This is a genomic window from Hydrogenophaga sp. A37 (assembly GCF_002001205.1).
Lineage (GTDB): Bacteria > Pseudomonadota > Gammaproteobacteria > Burkholderiales > Burkholderiaceae_C > Hydrogenophaga.
Genome location: NZ_MUNZ01000175.1, coordinates 1 through 17,812 on the forward strand (window position 1 = coordinate 1; position 17,812 = coordinate 17,812).

General features: G+C 66.5%; 14 protein-coding genes and 1 other RNA gene. 6 read left to right on the forward strand and 9 right to left on the reverse strand.

The genetic code is table 11. The features are described 5' to 3' along the window. The coding region (locus B0E41_RS23110) for an integrase core domain-containing protein (protein ID WP_143433983.1) at nt 1-365 on the forward strand (365 nt) is incomplete at its 5' end. Nucleotides 366-421: 56 nt separating this feature from the next. Here B0E41_RS23110 and B0E41_RS23115 read toward each other — a convergent pair. From B0E41_RS23115 to dnaX, 5 genes are all read right to left on the reverse strand, one after another. Continuing rightward, a complete protein-coding gene (locus tag B0E41_RS23115; RefSeq protein WP_171984852.1) occupies nt 422-1,414 on the reverse strand; it encodes an ABC transporter substrate-binding protein in 993 nt (330 codons plus the stop codon). Nucleotides 1,415-1,631: 217 nt separating this feature from the next. Beyond that, complete coding sequence (locus B0E41_RS23120; RefSeq protein ID WP_077334922.1) at nt 1,632-2,036, reverse strand: MAPEG family protein; 405 nt, start codon at nt 2,034-2,036, stop codon at nt 1,632-1,634. Nucleotides 2,037-2,062: 26 nt separating this feature from the next. Further along, a complete protein-coding gene (recR, locus tag B0E41_RS23125) occupies nt 2,063-2,668 on the reverse strand; it encodes a recombination mediator RecR (protein WP_077334924.1) in 606 nt (201 codons plus the stop codon). Between the two features lie 22 nt (nt 2,669-2,690). Continuing rightward, entirely contained in the window at nt 2,691-3,023 is a 333-nt protein-coding gene (locus tag B0E41_RS23130) for a YbaB/EbfC family nucleoid-associated protein (protein WP_077334926.1), read from the reverse strand. Nucleotides 3,024-3,069: 46 nt separating this feature from the next. Next, a complete protein-coding gene (gene dnaX, locus B0E41_RS23135; protein ID WP_077334928.1) occupies nt 3,070-4,998 on the reverse strand; it encodes a DNA polymerase III subunit gamma/tau in 1,929 nt (642 codons plus the stop codon). A gap of 64 nt (nt 4,999-5,062) precedes the next feature. Between dnaX and ffs the strand changes: the two genes are divergently transcribed. Continuing rightward, nucleotides 5,063-5,159, forward strand: an RNA gene (ffs, locus tag B0E41_RS23140) — signal recognition particle sRNA small type. Between the two features lie 79 nt (nt 5,160-5,238). On the opposite strand, the gene B0E41_RS23145 is transcribed toward ffs, so the two are convergent. From B0E41_RS23145 to B0E41_RS23160, 4 genes are all read right to left on the reverse strand, one after another. Further along, entirely contained in the window at nt 5,239-6,231 is a 993-nt protein-coding gene (locus B0E41_RS23145) for a tripartite tricarboxylate transporter substrate binding protein (RefSeq protein ID WP_077334930.1), read from the reverse strand. Nucleotides 6,232-6,309: 78 nt separating this feature from the next. Beyond that, nucleotides 6,310-7,587 carry a TIGR03862 family flavoprotein gene (locus B0E41_RS23150; protein WP_290440864.1) on the reverse strand — a complete coding sequence of 426 codons (1,278 nt, stop codon included), beginning with the start codon at nt 7,585-7,587 and terminating at the stop codon, nt 6,310-6,312. Further along, entirely contained in the window at nt 7,588-10,974 is a 3,387-nt protein-coding gene (locus tag B0E41_RS23155) for a UvrD-helicase domain-containing protein (protein WP_077334932.1), read from the reverse strand. Then, nucleotides 10,971-13,628 (reverse strand): PD-(D/E)XK nuclease family protein, encoded by a 2,658-nt coding sequence (locus B0E41_RS23160; protein ID WP_143433984.1) that lies wholly within the window; start codon nt 13,626-13,628, stop codon nt 10,971-10,973. The genes B0E41_RS23155 and B0E41_RS23160 overlap by 4 nt, the downstream gene beginning before the upstream one ends. 114 nt (nt 13,629-13,742) lie before the next feature. Between B0E41_RS23160 and trxA the strand changes: the two genes are divergently transcribed. From trxA to B0E41_RS23180, 4 genes are all read left to right on the forward strand, one after another. Continuing rightward, nucleotides 13,743-14,075 carry a thioredoxin TrxA gene (gene trxA / locus B0E41_RS23165; RefSeq protein WP_077334934.1) on the forward strand — a complete coding sequence of 111 codons (333 nt, stop codon included), beginning with the start codon at nt 13,743-13,745 and terminating at the stop codon, nt 14,073-14,075. A 192-nt stretch (nt 14,076-14,267) separates the two neighbouring features. After that, on the forward strand, nt 14,268-15,530 hold the full coding sequence (gene rho / locus B0E41_RS23170; protein ID WP_077334936.1) for a transcription termination factor Rho: 1,263 nt from the start codon (nt 14,268-14,270) through the stop codon (nt 15,528-15,530). Between the two features lie 220 nt (nt 15,531-15,750). Next, nucleotides 15,751-16,008 carry a type B 50S ribosomal protein L31 gene (locus B0E41_RS23175; protein ID WP_077334938.1) on the forward strand — a complete coding sequence of 86 codons (258 nt, stop codon included), beginning with the start codon at nt 15,751-15,753 and terminating at the stop codon, nt 16,006-16,008. A gap of 102 nt (nt 16,009-16,110) precedes the next feature. Then, nucleotides 16,111-17,808: a hypothetical protein gene (locus B0E41_RS23180; RefSeq protein WP_077334940.1), complete on the forward strand. Its 1,698-nt coding sequence runs from the start codon at nt 16,111-16,113 to the stop codon at nt 17,806-17,808. Nucleotides 17,809-17,812 lie beyond the last annotated feature (4 nt).

The window sequence follows — 17,812 nt, forward strand, 5'->3', positions numbered from 1 at the left end:
AGGACGCGCTGGCCATGGCGTGGTGGCGCCGCCGACCGCTGCCTGGTCTGATATTCCACAGCGACCGTGGCAGCCAGTATTGCAGCGGTGAGTTCCAGGACGCTTTGAAGGACTGGAAGATGCGCTCATCGATGAGCAGGAAGGGCAACTGCTGGGACAACGCGCCGACTGAGAGCTTCTGGGGCCGACTGAAAACGGCCAGCGTGCATGGGCACAAGTTCGCCACCAGAGACCAGGCCAAACAGGCTGTGATGGACTGGATGGCTTTCTACAATCACCGCCGGCTGCATTCGTCGCTTGGCTACCTCAGCCCTATGAAGTTCGAGCAACGCTGGTACGAGGCACCGCGTAAAAAGGCCGCGTAAACCGTGGGCTAAGAACTACACCAAACGAGGGCAAGGTCAGCCCTCTCCTCACATGGTCAAGCGCGGAATCGGGCTTTGGCCTTCTGCGCCAGGGCGTTGGTGTAGGTCTGCGCCAAGTCCACTTTCTTGGGCACAGAGGGCTCTTCGAACCGCTCCAGCACCCGCGCCACGGTTTGTGGCCCGGTCTCTGGCATCAGGCCATCGGGGGCCCAGGCCTCGCGTGCCCGGCTGAACGCGGCGAGATACAGCGCCCGGTCACCTGAAAAATAAGACTCGGGCACGGTCTTGTTGATGTCCGATGGCCCTGCGGTCTGAAGCCATTTCAGCGCATGGACCATCGCGTTCACCATCGCCTGGCACTCTGCTGGGTGGCTGGCCAGGTACTCCGCCGACACGCTCAGACAACCCGCCGGCATCGGCCCGCCAAACACCTCGGCGTTGCCACGCACCGTGCGCGTGTCCGCCACCACCCGCAAGCCTCCGTCTTGCTCCAGCTGCGTGATCACCGGATCGGTGTAGCAGATGGCGTCGACCTGACCGTTTCGAAAAGCAGCCACCGCCGCCGAAGGGCTGCCCATGGGCACGTACTGCACGACATCACTCCCCATCCGGGCATTGGCCAGCAGCATCTGGGTCAAGCGCTGGCTGGCCGACCCCAAAGCGGTCACAGCGACCTTGCGGTCGCGCAGGTCACGGACATCGCGGAAGGCACCCATCGTTTTACGAGAGACACCCATCACGACCTGAGGGGCACGCCCTTGCAGAACGATGGAGGGAAACACCTGCCCACGGGCCTGCAGCCTGATGGCCAGGCTGTAGGGCCCTGACAGGGCCTGAACCGACCCTGAAAGAAGCGCCTGAAGCGCCTGACCAGGCTCGCTCAGGTCACGCACCTGAACGTCCAGCCCCTCTGCGGCGAAATAGCCGAGCCGTTCTGCGATGGTCAAGGGCAGGTAACAAAACGCGGACTTGTTCTCGACCGCCAGCTGCACGCGACCAATGGGCGCGCGCGGCACCACAGGCGGCGCAACGGGTCTGATCTGGCCCATTGCCGCAGGAACCCCTGCGCTCAACGCGGCCGAAGCCACCCAGCGCGCGCAATCACGGCGACTCCACATGCCACATCCTCTCTTGCCCCTGACTTGATTGAAGTCCCGAGGCTAGAGGATGGCTGCCGCGAGCGCATCGGGGCGACTCCCGAGCGGGTTTCCACCGAGAACGAATTTGCAAGCAAATGTCATCGCAGCGCGGTTGCGCCCGGCGCGATCAGAGGAACAGGATCGCGATGTTCAATGCCAGCGCGGCCGTCCACACCACGCTGCGGAACGTGGCCATGTCGGCCAAGTAAAACAGGATGTACATCAGGCGCAGCACGATGTAGAGAAACGCCAGCAGATCCAGCCGGGTCTGGAACACGCCGAGCTGGTGCGCAATGATCACGGCACCGATGTAAAAAGGCAGGGCTTCAAAGCTGTTGGCCTGGGCCGCGTTGGCGCGCGCACGCCAGTCGGTTTGCTGTGCCAGCCAGGCGCGCGGGTGGTGGTTGTCGTACCCGCCCTCGCGGCGCGGCTTGGACAACGCACCCCACTTCGCCAGCGTGGCGCACAAGATGGGCAGCAACGCGGCCACCAGCACCGTCCAGTAGGCCAGGGTCAGTCCGGCGAATTTCATGGGTCGCTTTCCAGGGTCGTGGCCGCTCAGCGGCGGTCCACCAAAGCATGGGCAATGGTGCCCAGATCAACGTATTCAAGTTCACTGCCCACGGGCACACCGCGCGCAAGTCGGGTCACGTTCACGCCACGCGCCTTGAGCGACTGCGCAATCACATGCGCCGTGGTTTCACCCTCGGCTGTGAAGTTGGTCGCGAGAATCACCTCACGCACCTCGCTCTGCCCATCCACCTGCGTGTCGATGCGGTCAAACAGCTTCTGCAGGCCAATGTCGTGCGGCCCGACACCATCGAGCGGGCTGAGCTTGCCCATGAGCACGAAGTACAGCCCTTTGTAGGCACCGGTGCGCTCCATCGCGTCCTGATCGGCGGGCGTCTCCAGCACGCACAGCTGGCTGCGGTCACGTCGCGCGTCCAGGCAGGTAGGGCAAATGTCGTTCTCGGTGAAGGTGTGACAGAGCGCGCAATGCTTCACCTCGGCACAGGCGTGCTGCAAAGCCTGTGCCAGGTGCAGCGCGCCTTCCCGGTCGTGCTGCAGCAGGTGAAACGCCATGCGCTGCGCCGACTTCACGCCCACCCCGGGCAGGCGCCGAAGCGCCTGCACCAGCAGTTCAAGCGGGTGAGTGGAGGTCACGCGGAACGGCGGCGGCAGTGCATCAGAAGGGGAACTTCATGCCGCCCGGCAGGCCAGGCATGCCCGCCGTGAGCTTGCCCATCTTCTCATTCGACGTCTCTTCTGCCTTGCGCACCGCCGCATTGAACGCAGCAGCCACCAGGTCTTCCAGCATGTCTTTGTCATCGGCCAGCAAGCTGGGGTCGATGGTGACGCGCTTGACGTCGTGTTTGCAGGTCATCAGCACCTTCACCAGGCCCGCGCCCGATTCGCCGGTGACTTCGACGAAAGCCAGCTCGTCCTGCGCTTTCTTCAGGTTGTCCTGCATGGCCTGAGCCTGCTTCATGAGACCGGCGAGTTGTCCTTTGTTGAACATGGTGATCCTTGTGTTTTGAATGGAGAAGAAAGGGATTCTTGAGCGCTCAACCAGCTGTGGACTTGAGCGTACCGGGCACGATTTTGCCGCCAAAGTCGCGCATCATCGTCTGCACGAAGGGGTCGTCCCGGATGATTTGTTCGGCCTCGCGCTGACGGCGCGCGGCTTCGGCCGCCAGGCGCAGCGCGGCAGAGTCGCTCACCGGGCCGATCTCCACCGCCAGGCGGATGTCGTGGCCCAGCGTCTTCAACGCCGTGCCCAGGCGTTCCCGGGTGTTGCCCTGATTGAGCGACTCGCGCTCCACGCGAAGCACCCACTGGTCGGCGTCGCGCGCCACCAGCTGGGACTGCAGCCCCAGCTCGCGCACCAGGGCCGTGATCGTTTCGGCACGCACGAGCTGCATCACCGCATCGAACCAGAAATCGCCTTCGGCGCTGAGCACCGGCGCGGGCAAACGCACCGCTTCGCCGGGCTCTCGCAGCTGGTCCAGCCGAGGCGACGGTCCCGCCTCTCGCACCGGAATATCCACCACGCAGCGGCTGGTTTGCACACCCTCGTCTGTCGGCACCTCTTCGGGCTCCTCCACCCATGGCGGGCCATCGTCGTCATCTTGGACAGCGCGACGGGGGACCGCTGCCGGAGCGGGTGCCTCGACCACGGGCCGAACATTGACGGGAGCCGGTTGGGGCGGGGTCGTGGATGGCACGACATGCATGCCCGCCGGGCGCGCGACATCCTGGGAAGGCTGAACCACCGCTGGCGCCCGTGGGGGTGCAACCGGCGCTGGCGCGGTGCGAGGAACCGCTGCAGGCGCCTCAGCCGCCGTTTTCAGTGTTTTTTTTTCCACCGCAGCCACAGTGGCCGTGCCGGAAGGTTTGAACGCCAGCAGCCGCAACAGCACCATGGTGAGGGCGGCGTATTCGTCGGGCGCCAGGCCCAGCTCGCCACGGCCGTGCAGGCACAGGCTGTAGAGCAGTTGGGTTTCGTCGGCAGGTAACGCGTGCGCCAGGCGCACGATCTCGGGAGTGTCCGGGTCGTCCGATTCCTGCAAGGCCAGCCGCTCCGGCACCGCTTGCAGCACCGCCATGCGCTGCAGCAAGCCGGTCATTTCTTCCAGCGTGGAAGCGGCGTTGAGGCCGTTGGTGCGCAGGCTGTCCACCGTGTTCACCACCTGGGCGCCGTCGGCCCGCGCCAATGCATCGATCAGGCGCAGCACATATGAGCGGTCCACGGCGCCGAGCATCTGGCGCACGGTCGCTTCCTGCAACTGGCCGCCGCCAAAAGCGATGGCCTGGTCGGTCAGCGAGAGCGCGTCGCGCATGGAGCCGCGCGCGGCACGGGAGATCAGGCGCAGCGCCTGCGTCTCGGCCGGCACGTTCTCGGCCTTCAGCACCAGGCCCAGGTGCTCCAGCACCGTCTCTGGCGCCATCGGTCGCAGGTTGAACTGCAGGCATCGCGAGAGCACCGTGACCGGCACCTTCTGCGGGTCGGTCGTGGCCAGCACGAACTTCAGGTACTCGGGCGGCTCTTCCAGCGTCTTGAGCATCGCGTTGAACGCGTGCCCAGTGAGCATGTGCACCTCGTCGATCATGAAGACCTTGAAGCGGCCCTGCACCGGTTTGTAGACCGCCTGCTCCAGCAGCGCCTGGACCTCGTCCACTCCCCGGTTGGAGGCTGCGTCGAGCTCGGTGTAGTCCACGAAGCGGCCCGAGTCGATGTCGGTACAGGCCTGGCACACGCCACAGGGCTCAGCGGTGATGCCGCCCTGCCCGTCGGCGCCCAGGCAGTTGAGCGACTTGGCCAGGATCCGCGAGACGGTGGTCTTGCCCACGCCGCGCGTGCCGGTGAACAGGTAGGCGTGGTGCAGGCGCTGGGTCGTGAGCGCGTTGGTCAGGGCCTGAACCACGTGCGACTGCCCCACCATTTCGGTGAAATTGCGTGGGCGGTACTTGCGGGCCAGAACGACGTAAGACATGGCGGTGATTCTAAGCGTCGCCCCTGAGGCACCAAGGCCATCTGCATCGCCTACAATTCACCTCGACGGGCCTTCCCGCATGGTGAAGCGGCCAACCGGGTCAGGTGGGGAACCAAGCAGCCCTAACTGTGGAGTCAGTGCCGGGGTCAAGGCTCGTCACCTTATTCAGCGCATCGCATGCGCCACAACGCAAAAGGCCGCATCAGCGGCCTTTTTGCTTTCCGGGCCGGACGGCCCCGATCAGAAAGCGTCGATCTTGAGCTTCTGGCGCTCCACCACCCGTTTCCAGCCGTCCAAGTCTTTCTGCAGGAACTGCGCCAGTTGCGCCGGCGTGCCAGTGGCGGGTTCCAGGGCGTCTTTGGCCAGGCGCTCTTTCACATTGGGCATGGCCACGATCTGCGCCAGCGCGGCGTTGATCTGCTGCACCACGGCGTCAGGCGTGCCCTTCGGCGCCACCAGCGCAAAGTAGTTCAACACGTTGACATCGGCAAAACCCGCCTCCTGCATGCCAGGCACCTGCGGCAGCGCAGGGCTGCGGCCTGGGCTGGTGACGGCGAGTGCTTTGAGGCGACCGTCCCGTATGTAGGGCGCGAGCGCGGGAATGGTGCCAGTGAGCAGCTGGATCTGGCCGGCGAGCGTGTCCACGGTGGCGGGCGCGATGCCACGGTAGGGGATGTGCGTGATGTACGTGCCGGTGCGCGCCTTGAGCGATTCGAGCACCAGGTGGTTGATGCCCCCGACGCCGGCGGAGCCGTAGTTCAAGCGCCCGGGCTGGCTGCGCGCCAGCGCCACCACCTCCGCCAAGGTGTTCACGGGCAGGTCTTTACTGGCAACCCAGACCAGGGGGCCGTGGGCAAACATGCCCACTGGGGTGAAGCCGGCGATGGGGTCGTAGCCCGCACCGGGCAGCGCGGCGGGCACCGTGGTGAAAGGTGCTGCAGCGAGCAACAGGGTGTGGCCGTCGGGCGTGGCCTTGGCGACCTCCTGAGCTCCCAAGGCACCAGAGGCCCCCGCGCGGTTGTCCACGACGACGCTGACTTTCAGCAGCTCGGCCAGCTTTGCTGCGATCAGGCGGCCCATGGCGTCGGTGCCGGCGCCAGGTGCAAACGGCACGACGATCTTGATGGGCCGATCAGGGAAGCCGCTGGCGTGGGTGGCGCCCGCGCTCAAGGCAACCAGGCCGACAGCGAGTTGGTGGCAAAAGCGACGGCGGTGCAAAACGGACGCGAACATGGGCAAACATCTCCAGGACGTGGCAAAAAGAACCCGCTGAACTCTAGGCCCAGGTCTTGACGGCGTGATGACACCGCCTCAATGGGCCTTGAGCCAGCGCTCCACGCCCTGCCCCGCCACCACACCACTGGCCAGACATGCCGTGAGCAGGTAGCCGCCGGTGGGCGCTTCCCAGTCCAGCATTTCACCCGCGCAGAACAGGCCGGGGCGCTGCTGCACCATGAGCCCTTCGTCCAGGGCTTCGAAGCGAACACCACCCGCCGTGCTGATGGCTTCGTCGATCGGCCGGGTGGCGGAGAGCGTGATCGGCAGGGCCTGGATCGCCGCGGCCAGCGCGACCGGGTCGTTCATCGTGGCCTTGGGACACCGCTCATGCAGGATCGCCATCTTGATGCCGTCCAGACCGAGCCGGCTCTTGAGGTGGCTGGAGAGGCTTCGCGATCCGCGCGGGTGAGCCACCTGTTTGAACACGTCTTCCGCGCTGCGGTCGGGCAGCAGGTTGAGGTGGAAGGTGGTGCTGCCGGCGCGGTTGATCTGGTCGCGCAGTCCGCTGGAGACGGCGTAGACCAGACTGCCTTCCACGCCGGTGGCGGTGGCGACGAACTCGCCCTTTTTCTGGAAGCTGTGGCCCTGGTCGTCGGTGAACCGGATCGCCACCGATTTGAAGGGCTGACCGGCGAAGCGTTCGCTGAACAAGGGCGTCCATCCGCCCTGCACGTCAAAGCCCCCGTTGGACGGCTGCAGCGGCGCCAGATCCACCCCCGCGGCCTGCAGCCACGGCCACCAGGCGCCATCCGACCCCAGCCGGGCCCAGCTCGCGCCGCCCAGGGCCAGCACTGTGGCACGTGCGCTCACCTGCCGTTCACCCTCAGGTGTCTGAAAGCGCAGCGACGTCCCGTCCTCAGCCCAGCCGAGCCAGCGGTGGCGCATGTGGAACCGCACGGGCTCGCCGTCGGGCGCGGGGTGACGCAGGCCTTGCAGCCACGCGCGCAACAGGGGCGCGGCCTTCATGTCGGTGGGAAACACGCGCTGCGAACTGCCGACGAAAGTCGCAATGCCCAGGCCAGCCGCCCAATCGCGCACTTGCTGCGGACCGAAGGCCTGCAGCATCGCTTGCAAGGTGCTGGCCCGCTCGCCGTAGCGGGAAATGAACGCGTCCAGCGGTTCGGCATGCGTCAGGTTCAGGCCGCCTTTGCCGGCCAGCAGGAACTTGCGCCCCACCGAGGGCATGGCGTCGAACAGATCGACGCGCACGCCGGCGCGTGACAGCACATCGGCCGCCATCAGGCCGGCAGGGCCGCCGCCGACGATGGCGACATTCAGGAGAGAAAAAATCGGGTTCAAAACGTCGGTCACTTACTTGGTTTCGTTCATTGCGGGCAGCTCGATCAGCTGTCCGTTGGCGTTGATGAAGGCGAGGCGCACCACGGCGCCGGGCTGCGCCGTCTGCACGGCGCGGCGGTAGCGGCCCATGTGGGCCAGCAGCTGGGCTTGTTGTTCGGGGCGCTCGGCGCTCTTGTGGTCCAGTACCCACCATTCGCCGCTGTCACGCCGCCGCACCAGGCGGTCCAGGCGCAGCAACTGACCCTCAAACCAGAGCTCGACCTCGTTGCCCCAGTGCAGCAGCTGATCGGCGTCCCAGGCCCAGGCGGCCTCGCCCGAGACGATGGCGCGCGCCATGGTGTGCGCCTGCGCGGACTGCTCAGCCGACAGCACGAACTCCCGCGCCACCGCCTGCCGATGCAGGTCGGTCCACTCAAAGCCGCCCAGCGGCGTGGGCCGCCATTGCAGCAGGCGGTGCAGCGCGAGTCCGGTGCGGGCCAATGCGTCCAGGGCGGCGTCTTCGGGTGCTTGCTCAACCGGTTCGCCTCCAGACGCAGCCGTCGGCACAAAGACCGGCAGTGTGAGCAGTTCGAAGGACTTGGGCTCGGCGGCTTCTGCCCTCAACAACTCGGGTGCTGCCGCCACCGCGATGGCGTGCGGCTGGATGCGGCGGTACCACGACGGCGCGACGGCCGCCCGGTGGGGCTCGGTGCTGGAGACCACCAGGCGGTGCTCGGCGCGGGTCAGCGCCACGTAGAGCGCGTTGAGTTCTTCCAGCGCGCGGGCCTGCTGCTCAATGGCGAGCACGCCCTCGGCGCAGGCGGGTGGCGACTTTTCGCTGGCGAGGAACACGAACCGGCGCGGCCCAGACGCTTCGCCCGGCCAGTCCACCAGCACGCCCATGCTCTCGGCCTTGGGGGGCGCTGCGTCGGTGTCAAGCAACAGCACGGTGTGGGCCTCCAGACCCTTGGCACCGTGGATGGTGAGCAGACGCACCGCGTTGTCCTGCGCGGCCTGCGGGGCCCGGATGTCGCCGGCCTTGAAGGCGCGCACCAGCCGGTAGGGGCTCAGGAAACGCCCGCCGTCCTGCGCAAGGGTGTGCGCCAGCAGGCTGTGCAGCTGAGCCAGCACCACCTCGCGTTGGTGCGGCGGCACGGCCTGGGCAAAGCGTGCGAGCACATCCCCATCGCGGTAGATGGCGGTGAGCGCGTCGTGGGGCGGCAGGCTGTCCACCCAGGCGCGCCAGCGCGACAGGCGGATGGCGGCAGGACCGATGGCGTGGAGGTCTTGGGTCCCTCCGCCATGCAGGCTGGCGGCCAGTGCATCTTGTTCGTCGGGTTCGAGGGAGGACCAGCGCTGCAGCACGTCCCACCAGGATGGGGCTTGCGCTTTCTCGCCCGCCTCGCCCACTTCGGCGGGAGGTGTCCAGCGCTTTCGCAGGCGCGCGATCTGCGCCAGCGACGCGTCGCCCAGCCCGAGCAGCGGCGACCTGAGCGCACGCGCCAGGCTCAGGTCGTGGGCCGGTGAGACCAGCGCATCGAGCAAAGCCACCACGTCCTGCACCGCGGGCGCGTCGGCCAGGTCCAGTTTCTCGGGTTGCTCGCAGGCAATGCCGCGCTCGCGCAACGCGTCGAACAACCAGCCCAGGCGCTCGCGTTTGCGCGACAGCACCATGATGTCGCGGGGCTTCAACGCGCCGCTGGCCAGCTCCGCGGCGATCCAGTCGGCCGCCTGCCGGGCCTCGATGGCGCTGAGGGTGTCTTCGGGGGTCACACGCGGCTCGCTCAGGCTGTCGCGCCAGATGGGCTCGCCCTCCGCGGCGGCGTCGTCACTGCCGCCAGCCGCGCGCGGCACCTGGGGCAATGACAGCACCGCGCCCAGCGCGTCACTCTCGGTGGTGTGGGTGCGGTACCCGGCGTAGCCCGCGTCCTGCTCTGCGGTCTGCATGACCGCGTTGAGCGCGTCCACCACGCCGGTGGCACAGCGGCGCGTGTGGTCGCAGGTGAGCAAGGCCCCGTCAAGCCCCTCGACCACGAAGGCCTGCGCCGCCTTGAACACCTGCGGTTCGGCGCGGCGGAAGCGGTAGATCGACTGCTTGGGATCGCCCACCAGAAACACGCGCGGCGCTTCGCCCGGGCCGGCGCCGGCGTAGGCCGATAGCCAGCCGTAGAGCGCCTGCCACTGCAGGGGGTTGGTGTCCTGGAACTCGTCGATCAGCAGGTGACGCACGCGCGCGTCCAACCGCTGCTGCATCCAGCCCGAGAGCTCTGCGTCGCCCAGCAGGCGCAGGGCCGCGCCCTCGATGTCGTTCATGTCGACCCAGCCACGCTCGCGCTTGAGTGACGCGTACTCGGTGCTCAAGCAGCGGGTCAGGCGCGTCAGGCGCCGGTGGTGCTGCCAGGCCTGGTGCTGGCGGCGCGCTCCGCACAGGTCTTTCAACTCGGCCTCGGCTTCTTGCGCGGCGGCAAATTTGCTCAGGTGGTTGGTGAGCCGGTCTTCGTCGGCCACGAAAAAAGCCTTGCGCAGCAGGGCGAACCGGGCCGCCATCTGCCCCGGCTCGTCGGGCACGGCGAACGCGTCCACCACGGCACTGGCGGCCTTCTGTGGCGTCTTGTTGCCCTCCCCGCCCAGCGCCTTGGCCCACGCCAGCCAGCGCTCGCGGACCGCGCTGCCGAGCAAGGCGTCTTCCGGTGCATCGAAGCGGGCCAGCGACGGGTACAGCGCAGCGAAGGATTCCACCGAGGCTTCGACCACGCCGCTGGCGTCGGCCAGCGCGAATTCGACCCGCTTGTTCAGCGCGTTCTTCAACGCCTCGCCGGTCTGGTGGCGCCCGTGCTGGGTCACGCTGTCGAGATAGTCCTGCCGCAAGCCGGCGTCGGCGGCCACTGCCGCGTAGAAGCGGGGCCAGACGCGTTGCACCGCTGGTTTGTCGTCTTCCAGCAGTTCGTAGGGTCCGGGCAGTTCCAGGTCTTGCAGCACCGAGAGCGGCGCGTTGCGCAACAAGGAGGCGAACCAGCTGTGGAAGGTTCGGATCTGCACCGACCGGCCCAGCGCGGTCAGGCGCGCATGCAAGGCCTGCAGATCGCCGGCGCGCACGACCGCCTGCGCCGGGTCCATGCCACGCAGGGCCAGTTCTTGCACCAGCTTGTCTTGCGGCATGCGAGAGAACGCCAGCAACCAGTCGAGCAGGCGTTCGCGCATTTCACCAGCGGCCTTTTTGGTGAAGGTGATGGCCAGGATGTCTTGTGGCGCGGTGCCGTCGAGCAAGGCGCGCAGGATGCGCGAGACCAGCATCCAGGTCTTGCCGGCGCCCGCACAAGCCTCCACCGCCACACTGCGCGCCGGGTCGCAGGCGACCGCGTAAAAGGCCTCGCGCGACACCTGTTCGCCGTTGAGGCGGTAAGCCGCTGGTTCGCTCATTTCACCGTCCAGAAGTCTTTGCGGCAGAGACCACGCGCGACGCAGAAGTCGCACACCTTGCCCTCGCCCAGGGCCGGCATGCCGTGCCCCGCTGCGACCCGATCGAGATCGCGCACCAGGCCATCTCGCAGCGCATCTCGAGCGGCGATCACCTGGGCCTGCTCGACCAGCAAGGTGGCGCCCGCGTCGCGGCTCTCGGTCACGCTCAGGTAGGCCGCCCGCACCGTTTCCTCGGGCAACAGCGCGGCGTAATACGCGATCTGCGTGTCTTCCAGCGGCGCTTTCACACGGTTGCGCGTGGTGTCGCGCGGCTCGGTCTTGTAGTCGATCACGAAGGGGATCACACCTTCCGGGCTGTCCTGGTGGTCCACCCTGTCCAGGGTGCCGATCAGCCGATAGGGGCCTGCCTCGCTGCGCAGCGACAGCTCGGCCTGGGCGAACCGGGGGCCGGCACGATCACCGCTGGCTTCAAACTTCCATAGCCAGTCCAGGTAACCGTCGCGCACCGCGGGCCAGGCCGCCTGGAACGGCAAGAAGCCCGCGCGACCTTCTGCCACGTCGTCGGCAGCCGCGAGCGCGTTGAGACCCATGTGCTCGGCCGTGCTCCGGGCCAGCCGGTCGATGCGCTCACGATCACTTCGGGCGTCCGGCGCTGTGCCCTCGGTTTGCGTCTGCGCACGCTCTTCGTGGAAAGCCTTGAGCACCGCGTGCAGCCAGATGCCCATGTCGCGTTTGTCGGGCTCGACCTCCAGCTCGTCGGCGTCCTGCAGGCGCAACTGGCGCAGGGCAAAGAAGCGGTAGGGGCAGTCGCGCAGGTCTTGGTAGGCGCTGGCCGACAAGGCTTCGGGCAGCAGATCACCCGCCGACGGACTTGGCAGGACCACCGGCTCGGGCATGAGCTGGCGCCGTTGGCGCGGATCGACGGTGGCGGCAAGCGCGGCACCGTCCTGCGCTCCGTCGAGCATCAGCACCCTTGGGCTGGGCAAGACCGCTTCCCCTTGCTCCTCAGTGCGCCAGAGCAGGTGAACCTCGGGCAACCGGATCAGCATGTCCCAGGTCTGCCGGGCGGCCTCGGCGAGGACTTCGCGATCCGGCAGGCCCAGGGCCTTGCATTCCTGCGGGGTCCATGCGCCGGGCGGCTCCGGGCTCGCGGGCAGATGGCGCTCGTCACACCCCGGTGCCACGGTGGCCGCGAAGGAGCGCCCCAAGAGTTGCGCCATGGGCAGGATGACCACGTCGGGCGTGCCGGTGTGGGGCTCCATGAAGCTCGCCCCTTCCAGCGCGTCCCGCACCCAGGCAGTGAACGCGCCCAGGCTCATGCGAGGGCGACGGCGCGGCGCTTCTGCTTGCGTCACATCCTCTTGCAGCCCTTGCTCCAGCACCGCGAGTTCTTGGGACGCGCCATCGCCGAGGCGCAAGATCTGCACGATCTGCTGACCGGCGGCGTCAGCGCGCCACTCGTCCCACCAACCACAGCTGCGCAAGGTTTGCGCCAGATCGGGGAGCCACTGCGACAACGGACGCGGCGCCTGGAGCGCGGTGATCAGCTCGGGCAGACCCACCGGGACGCTGCCCACGAGTTGCGGGTGGCGCAGGGCCAACCCGGCCTGGGCCAGACCCAGCGCGCGGGCGCGGCGCTCCAGCGATTGCAGCTGCGCTGCAGGCCAGATCCGTGTCTGCTGCAGGAAATCGAGCAGGTCGTCGGTGCGCGCGCGCGAATCGGCCGCTCGCAAGAGGCTCATGAGGCGGGCGGCCGCATGGGTGGTCGACAGCTTCCACCCCGTCTCGTCGCGCACCATCAACCCCGCGCCATGCAATTGCGCGCTCACCTGCCGCACCAGCAGGCGGTCGTTGGCCACCAAGGCCACTGGCGTGTGACCGGCATTGGCCTGGGCAATCACGCAGGCCGCTGCGCGCTGCGCTTCGTCTTGCGCATCGCGGCAAGCGTGCAGGCTGACCATGGGCGGATCGTCTGACGGTACATGCAGCGACAGAACCGTCACACGATCCCCCCACAACGCCGCCAAGGCGGTCGCCAACGGGTCGGGCTGAAAACCCTGCAACACCAACAACTCGTCAAACGCGACACCTGGTGCGGCCAGCGGGGTCCACAACACATCGGTCGGATATGCCGACGAAGACGACCACGCGAGCGCAAGTGACGCCACCAGGGACTCCCATCGGAGCGCCTGACCTCCAGTGGCCATCGCTTCGCGCATGGCCGCTGCCCAGTCGGCGCGCGCCTCGGGCGGGTGAGCCGCGGCCAGCGGCGCGAGCTGGCGGGCCGCCTCGACCAGCCGGCTCACCAGCACCGGCCTCAGGGACTGCTCCACCCGACCACGGCCCACGCGGTCGATCAGGCTGGCCGCCACGAGGCTGTCCCGCGCCACGTCACCTGACAGATCGTTGGTGGACGGCATGAAGGGTTGAAGCGTCGCCGCCCAGTTGCGGCTGGACTCGAACCGCGGAGAGAAACCGCTGGAGTGCGTTTGCGCCCAGGCCCTGCGCCCTGCGTCCATGAGCTGGGCGTAAGGCACCAGCACCAGGGCGCGCGAAGCATCGACCGAACGGTTCTTCAGCCTCTGCCCGATCTGCTCGGTCAGCGCCAACCAGCGGACGTCTGCGGGGTGGTTGATCAGAGGCGCAGGCATCATGGAACGGGCGTTTCTGTCACAATTGAGCGGTTGTAGCTGTGCATCGAGACCCCTGGTCTTGCGGTACAGCCCATTGACTTTAACTCCCTCTTTCAACGTTCCTTAGGATGGACCATGGCCAGCGACCTGATCACCCACGTTTCTGACGCAACTTTCCAGGCCGATGTGCTCGAAGCCAAAGCCCCCGTGCTGGTGGACTTCTGGGCCGAGTGGTGCGGTCCTTGCAAAATGATCGCCCCCATCCTGGACGAAGTTGCCGGCTCTTACGGCAGCAAGCTCAAGATCACCAAGCTCAATGTGGACGACAACCGCGATGTGCCAGCCAAGTTCGGCATCCGTGGCATCCCGACCTTGATGCTGTTCAAAGACGGCCAGCTGGCTGCCACCAAGGTCGGCGCCATGAGCAAGGCTCAGCTGACCGCGTTCATCGACCAGCAGCTGGCCTGATCGACCTGCCAGCGAAACAGGCCCGGGTGCAACGCCCGGGCTACGCGCAGCAGTCGATATTTTTCCTGTCATAATTCTCCTGTCAGCTGGCCAACCACAGCCCAGCCTCTCTCGACAGCGCCAGTCCGCCAACCGGACGTCAGCGCCCCCTCCCCCGGTTTTTTGACTCGACTCCCTTCCGGAGTGAATTCCATGCACCTCAACGAACTCAAGGCACTGCACGTGTCTGAAGTCCTCAAGCAGGCCGACGCGCTTGAGATCGAAAACACCGGCCGCATGCGCAAGCAGGAGCTGATGTTCGCCATCATCAAGAAGCGCGCCAAGGGAGGCGAACTGGTGAACGCCGACGGCGTGCTGGAAGTCCTGCCTGATGGCTTCGGCTTCCTGCGCAACATGGACACGAGCTTCACCGCGTCCACCGACGACATCTACATTTCGCCGAGCCAGATCCGTCGTTTCAACCTGCACACCGGCGACATGATCGAGGGCGAGGTTCGCATCCCCAAGGACGGCGAACGCTACTTCGCACTGAACAAGCTCGACAAGATCAACGGCCTGCCTCCCGAGGACAACAAGCACAAGATCATGTTCGAGAACCTGACGCCGCTGTTCCCCAAGGAACAGATGCGCCTGGAACGCGACATCAAGACCGAAGAAAACATCACCGGCCGCGTCATCGACATCATTGCGCCCATCGGCCGCGGCCAGCGCGCACTGATCGTGGCGCCGCCCAAGAGCGGCAAGACGGTGATGATGCAGCACATCTGCCACGCCATCACCGCCAACCACCCCGAGGTGGAGCTGCTGGTGCTGCTGGTGGACGAGCGCCCGGAAGAAGTGACCGAAATGCAGCGCACCGTGCGCGGCGACGTGATCGCTTCCACCTTCGACGAACCGGCCGCGCGCCACGTGCACGTGGCCGAGATGGTGATCGAGCGCGCCAAGCGCCTGGTCGAACTGAAAAAAGACGTGGTGATCCTGCTGGACTCGATCACCCGCCTGGCCCGTGCCTACAACAACGTGCTGCCCTCCTCCGGCAAGGTGTTGAGTGGCGGTGTGGATTCCAACGCCCTGCAGCGCCCCAAGCGTTTCTTCGGTGCGGCGCGCAAGATCGAAGAAGGCGGTTCGCTGACCATCATCGCCACCGCGCTGGTCGACACCGGCAGCCGCATGGACGAAGTGATCTTTGAAGAATTCAAGGGCACCGGCAACTGCGAAATCCACCTCGACCGCCGTCTGTACGAAAAGCGCGTGTTCCCCTCGATCCAGCTCAACCGCAGCGGCACCCGCCGCGAAGAGCTGCTGCTGGCGCCCGAGATCCTGCAGAAGACCCGTATCCTGCGCCAGTTCATGTACAACATGGACGAGATCGAGGCCATGGAAATGGTCTTGAAGAGCATGAAGGCGACGAAGAACAACTCGGAGTTCTTCGACATGATGCGACGGGGCGGTTAATCAAGCCCACCCCCATCGCAGGCTCACTTCGTGTAGCCAGCTCAGCCCCTCAAGGGGCAACAACACCAGCGGCCCGGCAAAGCCGGTTCTGCGGTGTTCCCGGTTCAAGGCCCCTCCTCCGGCTGCACTTCTCGGGCTATAATCCAAAGCTTTGCAATTTGCGACAAGTACAGTGGAATGGTTCCGCTGCGGCTGCCGCACCTGACCTCAAGGAATCGTCATGAAAGACGGCATTCACCCCAACTACCGCGACGTGTGCTTCCAGGACATGTCCAACGGTTTCAAGTTCGTGACGCGCTCCTGCGCCAACACCAAAGAAATGATCAAGATGGAAGACGGCCGCGATCTGCCGCTCTTCAAGCTGGACACCACCAGCGAATCGCACCCCTTCTACACGGGCACCCAGAAGTCCGTGGACAACATGGGTGGCCGGGTGGAGAAATTCCGCAACCGCTTCGGCAAGACTGCAGCCAAGTAAACAGACGGCGCGCGAGCCAACAGGCCGCAGCCTCTGCACAAAAGCAGCCGGTTTTCCGGCTGCTTTTTTTTCGGCTCGTCATCCCCCTGTATATTTGCCGCCGTGAACCTTGCCACCCCCGCCATCGTGCCTCAGTCGGCAGTGCGCCGCCTGCCCAGGCTCGCTCTGCTGCTGTTTTGTCTGGCCTACGTGCTGCCCGGCTTCGTGGGGCGGGAGCCCTGGAAAAATGCGGATGTGGCGGCCTTTGGCGCCATGCTGGAAATGGCCCGTGGGCAGAGCAGTTGGTGGCAGCCGCAAGTGCTTGGCGTAGCGGCCGACGTGGCCGGCCCGCTGCCCTACTGGCTGGGCGCCGTCTTCATACGGGCGTTGCCTTTTCTCGATGCCGACATCGCTGCCCGAATCCCGTTTGCCCTGCTGCTGGCGTTGACTCTGGTCTGCACTTGGTACGCCGTGTACCACCTGGCGCGCCAGACCAGCGCACAACCGGTGGCCTTCGCCTTTGGCGGAGAGGCCGATCCGATCGACTATGCGCGCACGCTGGCCGATGCTGCGCTGTTGGCCCTGGTGGCCTGCCTGGGTCTGGCCCAGATGTCGCACGAAACCACGCCCGACCTCGCGCGGCTGGCGATGGTGAGCGCCGTGCTGATGGCCGCCACCCGCATGGCGCTGCCCGCCACCCGGCACCCGTGGCGGACGGTGGTCCTTTGGGGCGCTGCGACCCTTGGCCTGGTCTTCAGCGGCGCTCCCTGGATCGCCATCACCCTGAGCAGCGGTCTTCTGATCGGCGTATGGCTGGCGAGAACAACCCAAGACACGCGCCCGCCGCTGGAATTGACCTGGGTGGCCGGCTTGCTGGGCCTGGCCACCGCGCTCGCCGCACTCACGCAGCAGATCCAGTGGCCAACCGAACTGGCCTTGCCGGCCATTTGGACCGAATGGCAGCGTTGGGCGCGCCTGCTGGTCTGGTTCACCTGGCCCGCGTGGCCGCTGGTGCTCTGGACCTTGTGGCGCTGGCGGCGCCAGTTGCTGAGCCCTCACGTGGCCCTGCCCCTGTGGGCGGCGCTGGTCAGTGTGGTCAACAGTGCGATCAACCCGGACTTTGACCGAGCGCTGCTGCTCGCCTTGCCCGCACTGGCCGCGCTGGCGGCCTTTGCGCTGCCCACGCTCGGGCGCAGTGTGTCGGCCCTCATCGACTGGTTCACCTTGGTCTTTTTCAGCGGCTGTGCGCTGGTGATCTGGGTGATCTGGTTTGCAATGCAGACGGGCGTACCCGCCAAACCTGCGGCGAACGTCGCGCGACTCGCACCGGGCTTCGTGCCCGAGTTTTCGCTGGCGCTGCTTATGCCCGCGCTGCTGGCCACCATCGCGTGGTTCTGGCTGGTGTCGTGGCGCGTCGGACGGCACCGTCAGGCGCTCTGGAAAAGCCTGGTGTTGCCGGCCGCGGGCGCCACGCTGTGCTGGCTTCTGCTGATGACGCTGTGGCTGCCGCTGCTGGATTTCGGCCGCAGCTACGGCCCCGTGGTGCGCCGCATTGCCAAGCTGGTGCCAGCGTCTTCGTCCTGCGTGCTGGCAGACGGTTTGAGCCAGGCCCAAATCTCGGCCCTGCAGTACCAGGGTGGACTGACCATGGTGCGCAGCGGCCCGAAGGCCGATCCCCGCTGCGAGGCGATGGTGGTTCACCCCGATACCCAGCCCACGCTGGATGAACGTGTACAACTGTTCGAGTGGGCCTACAAGGCCACTGTGCGCCGCTTGAACGACAAGGAAAGCCTGTTGCTGTACCAGCGCGTAGGCGGCTGATTTC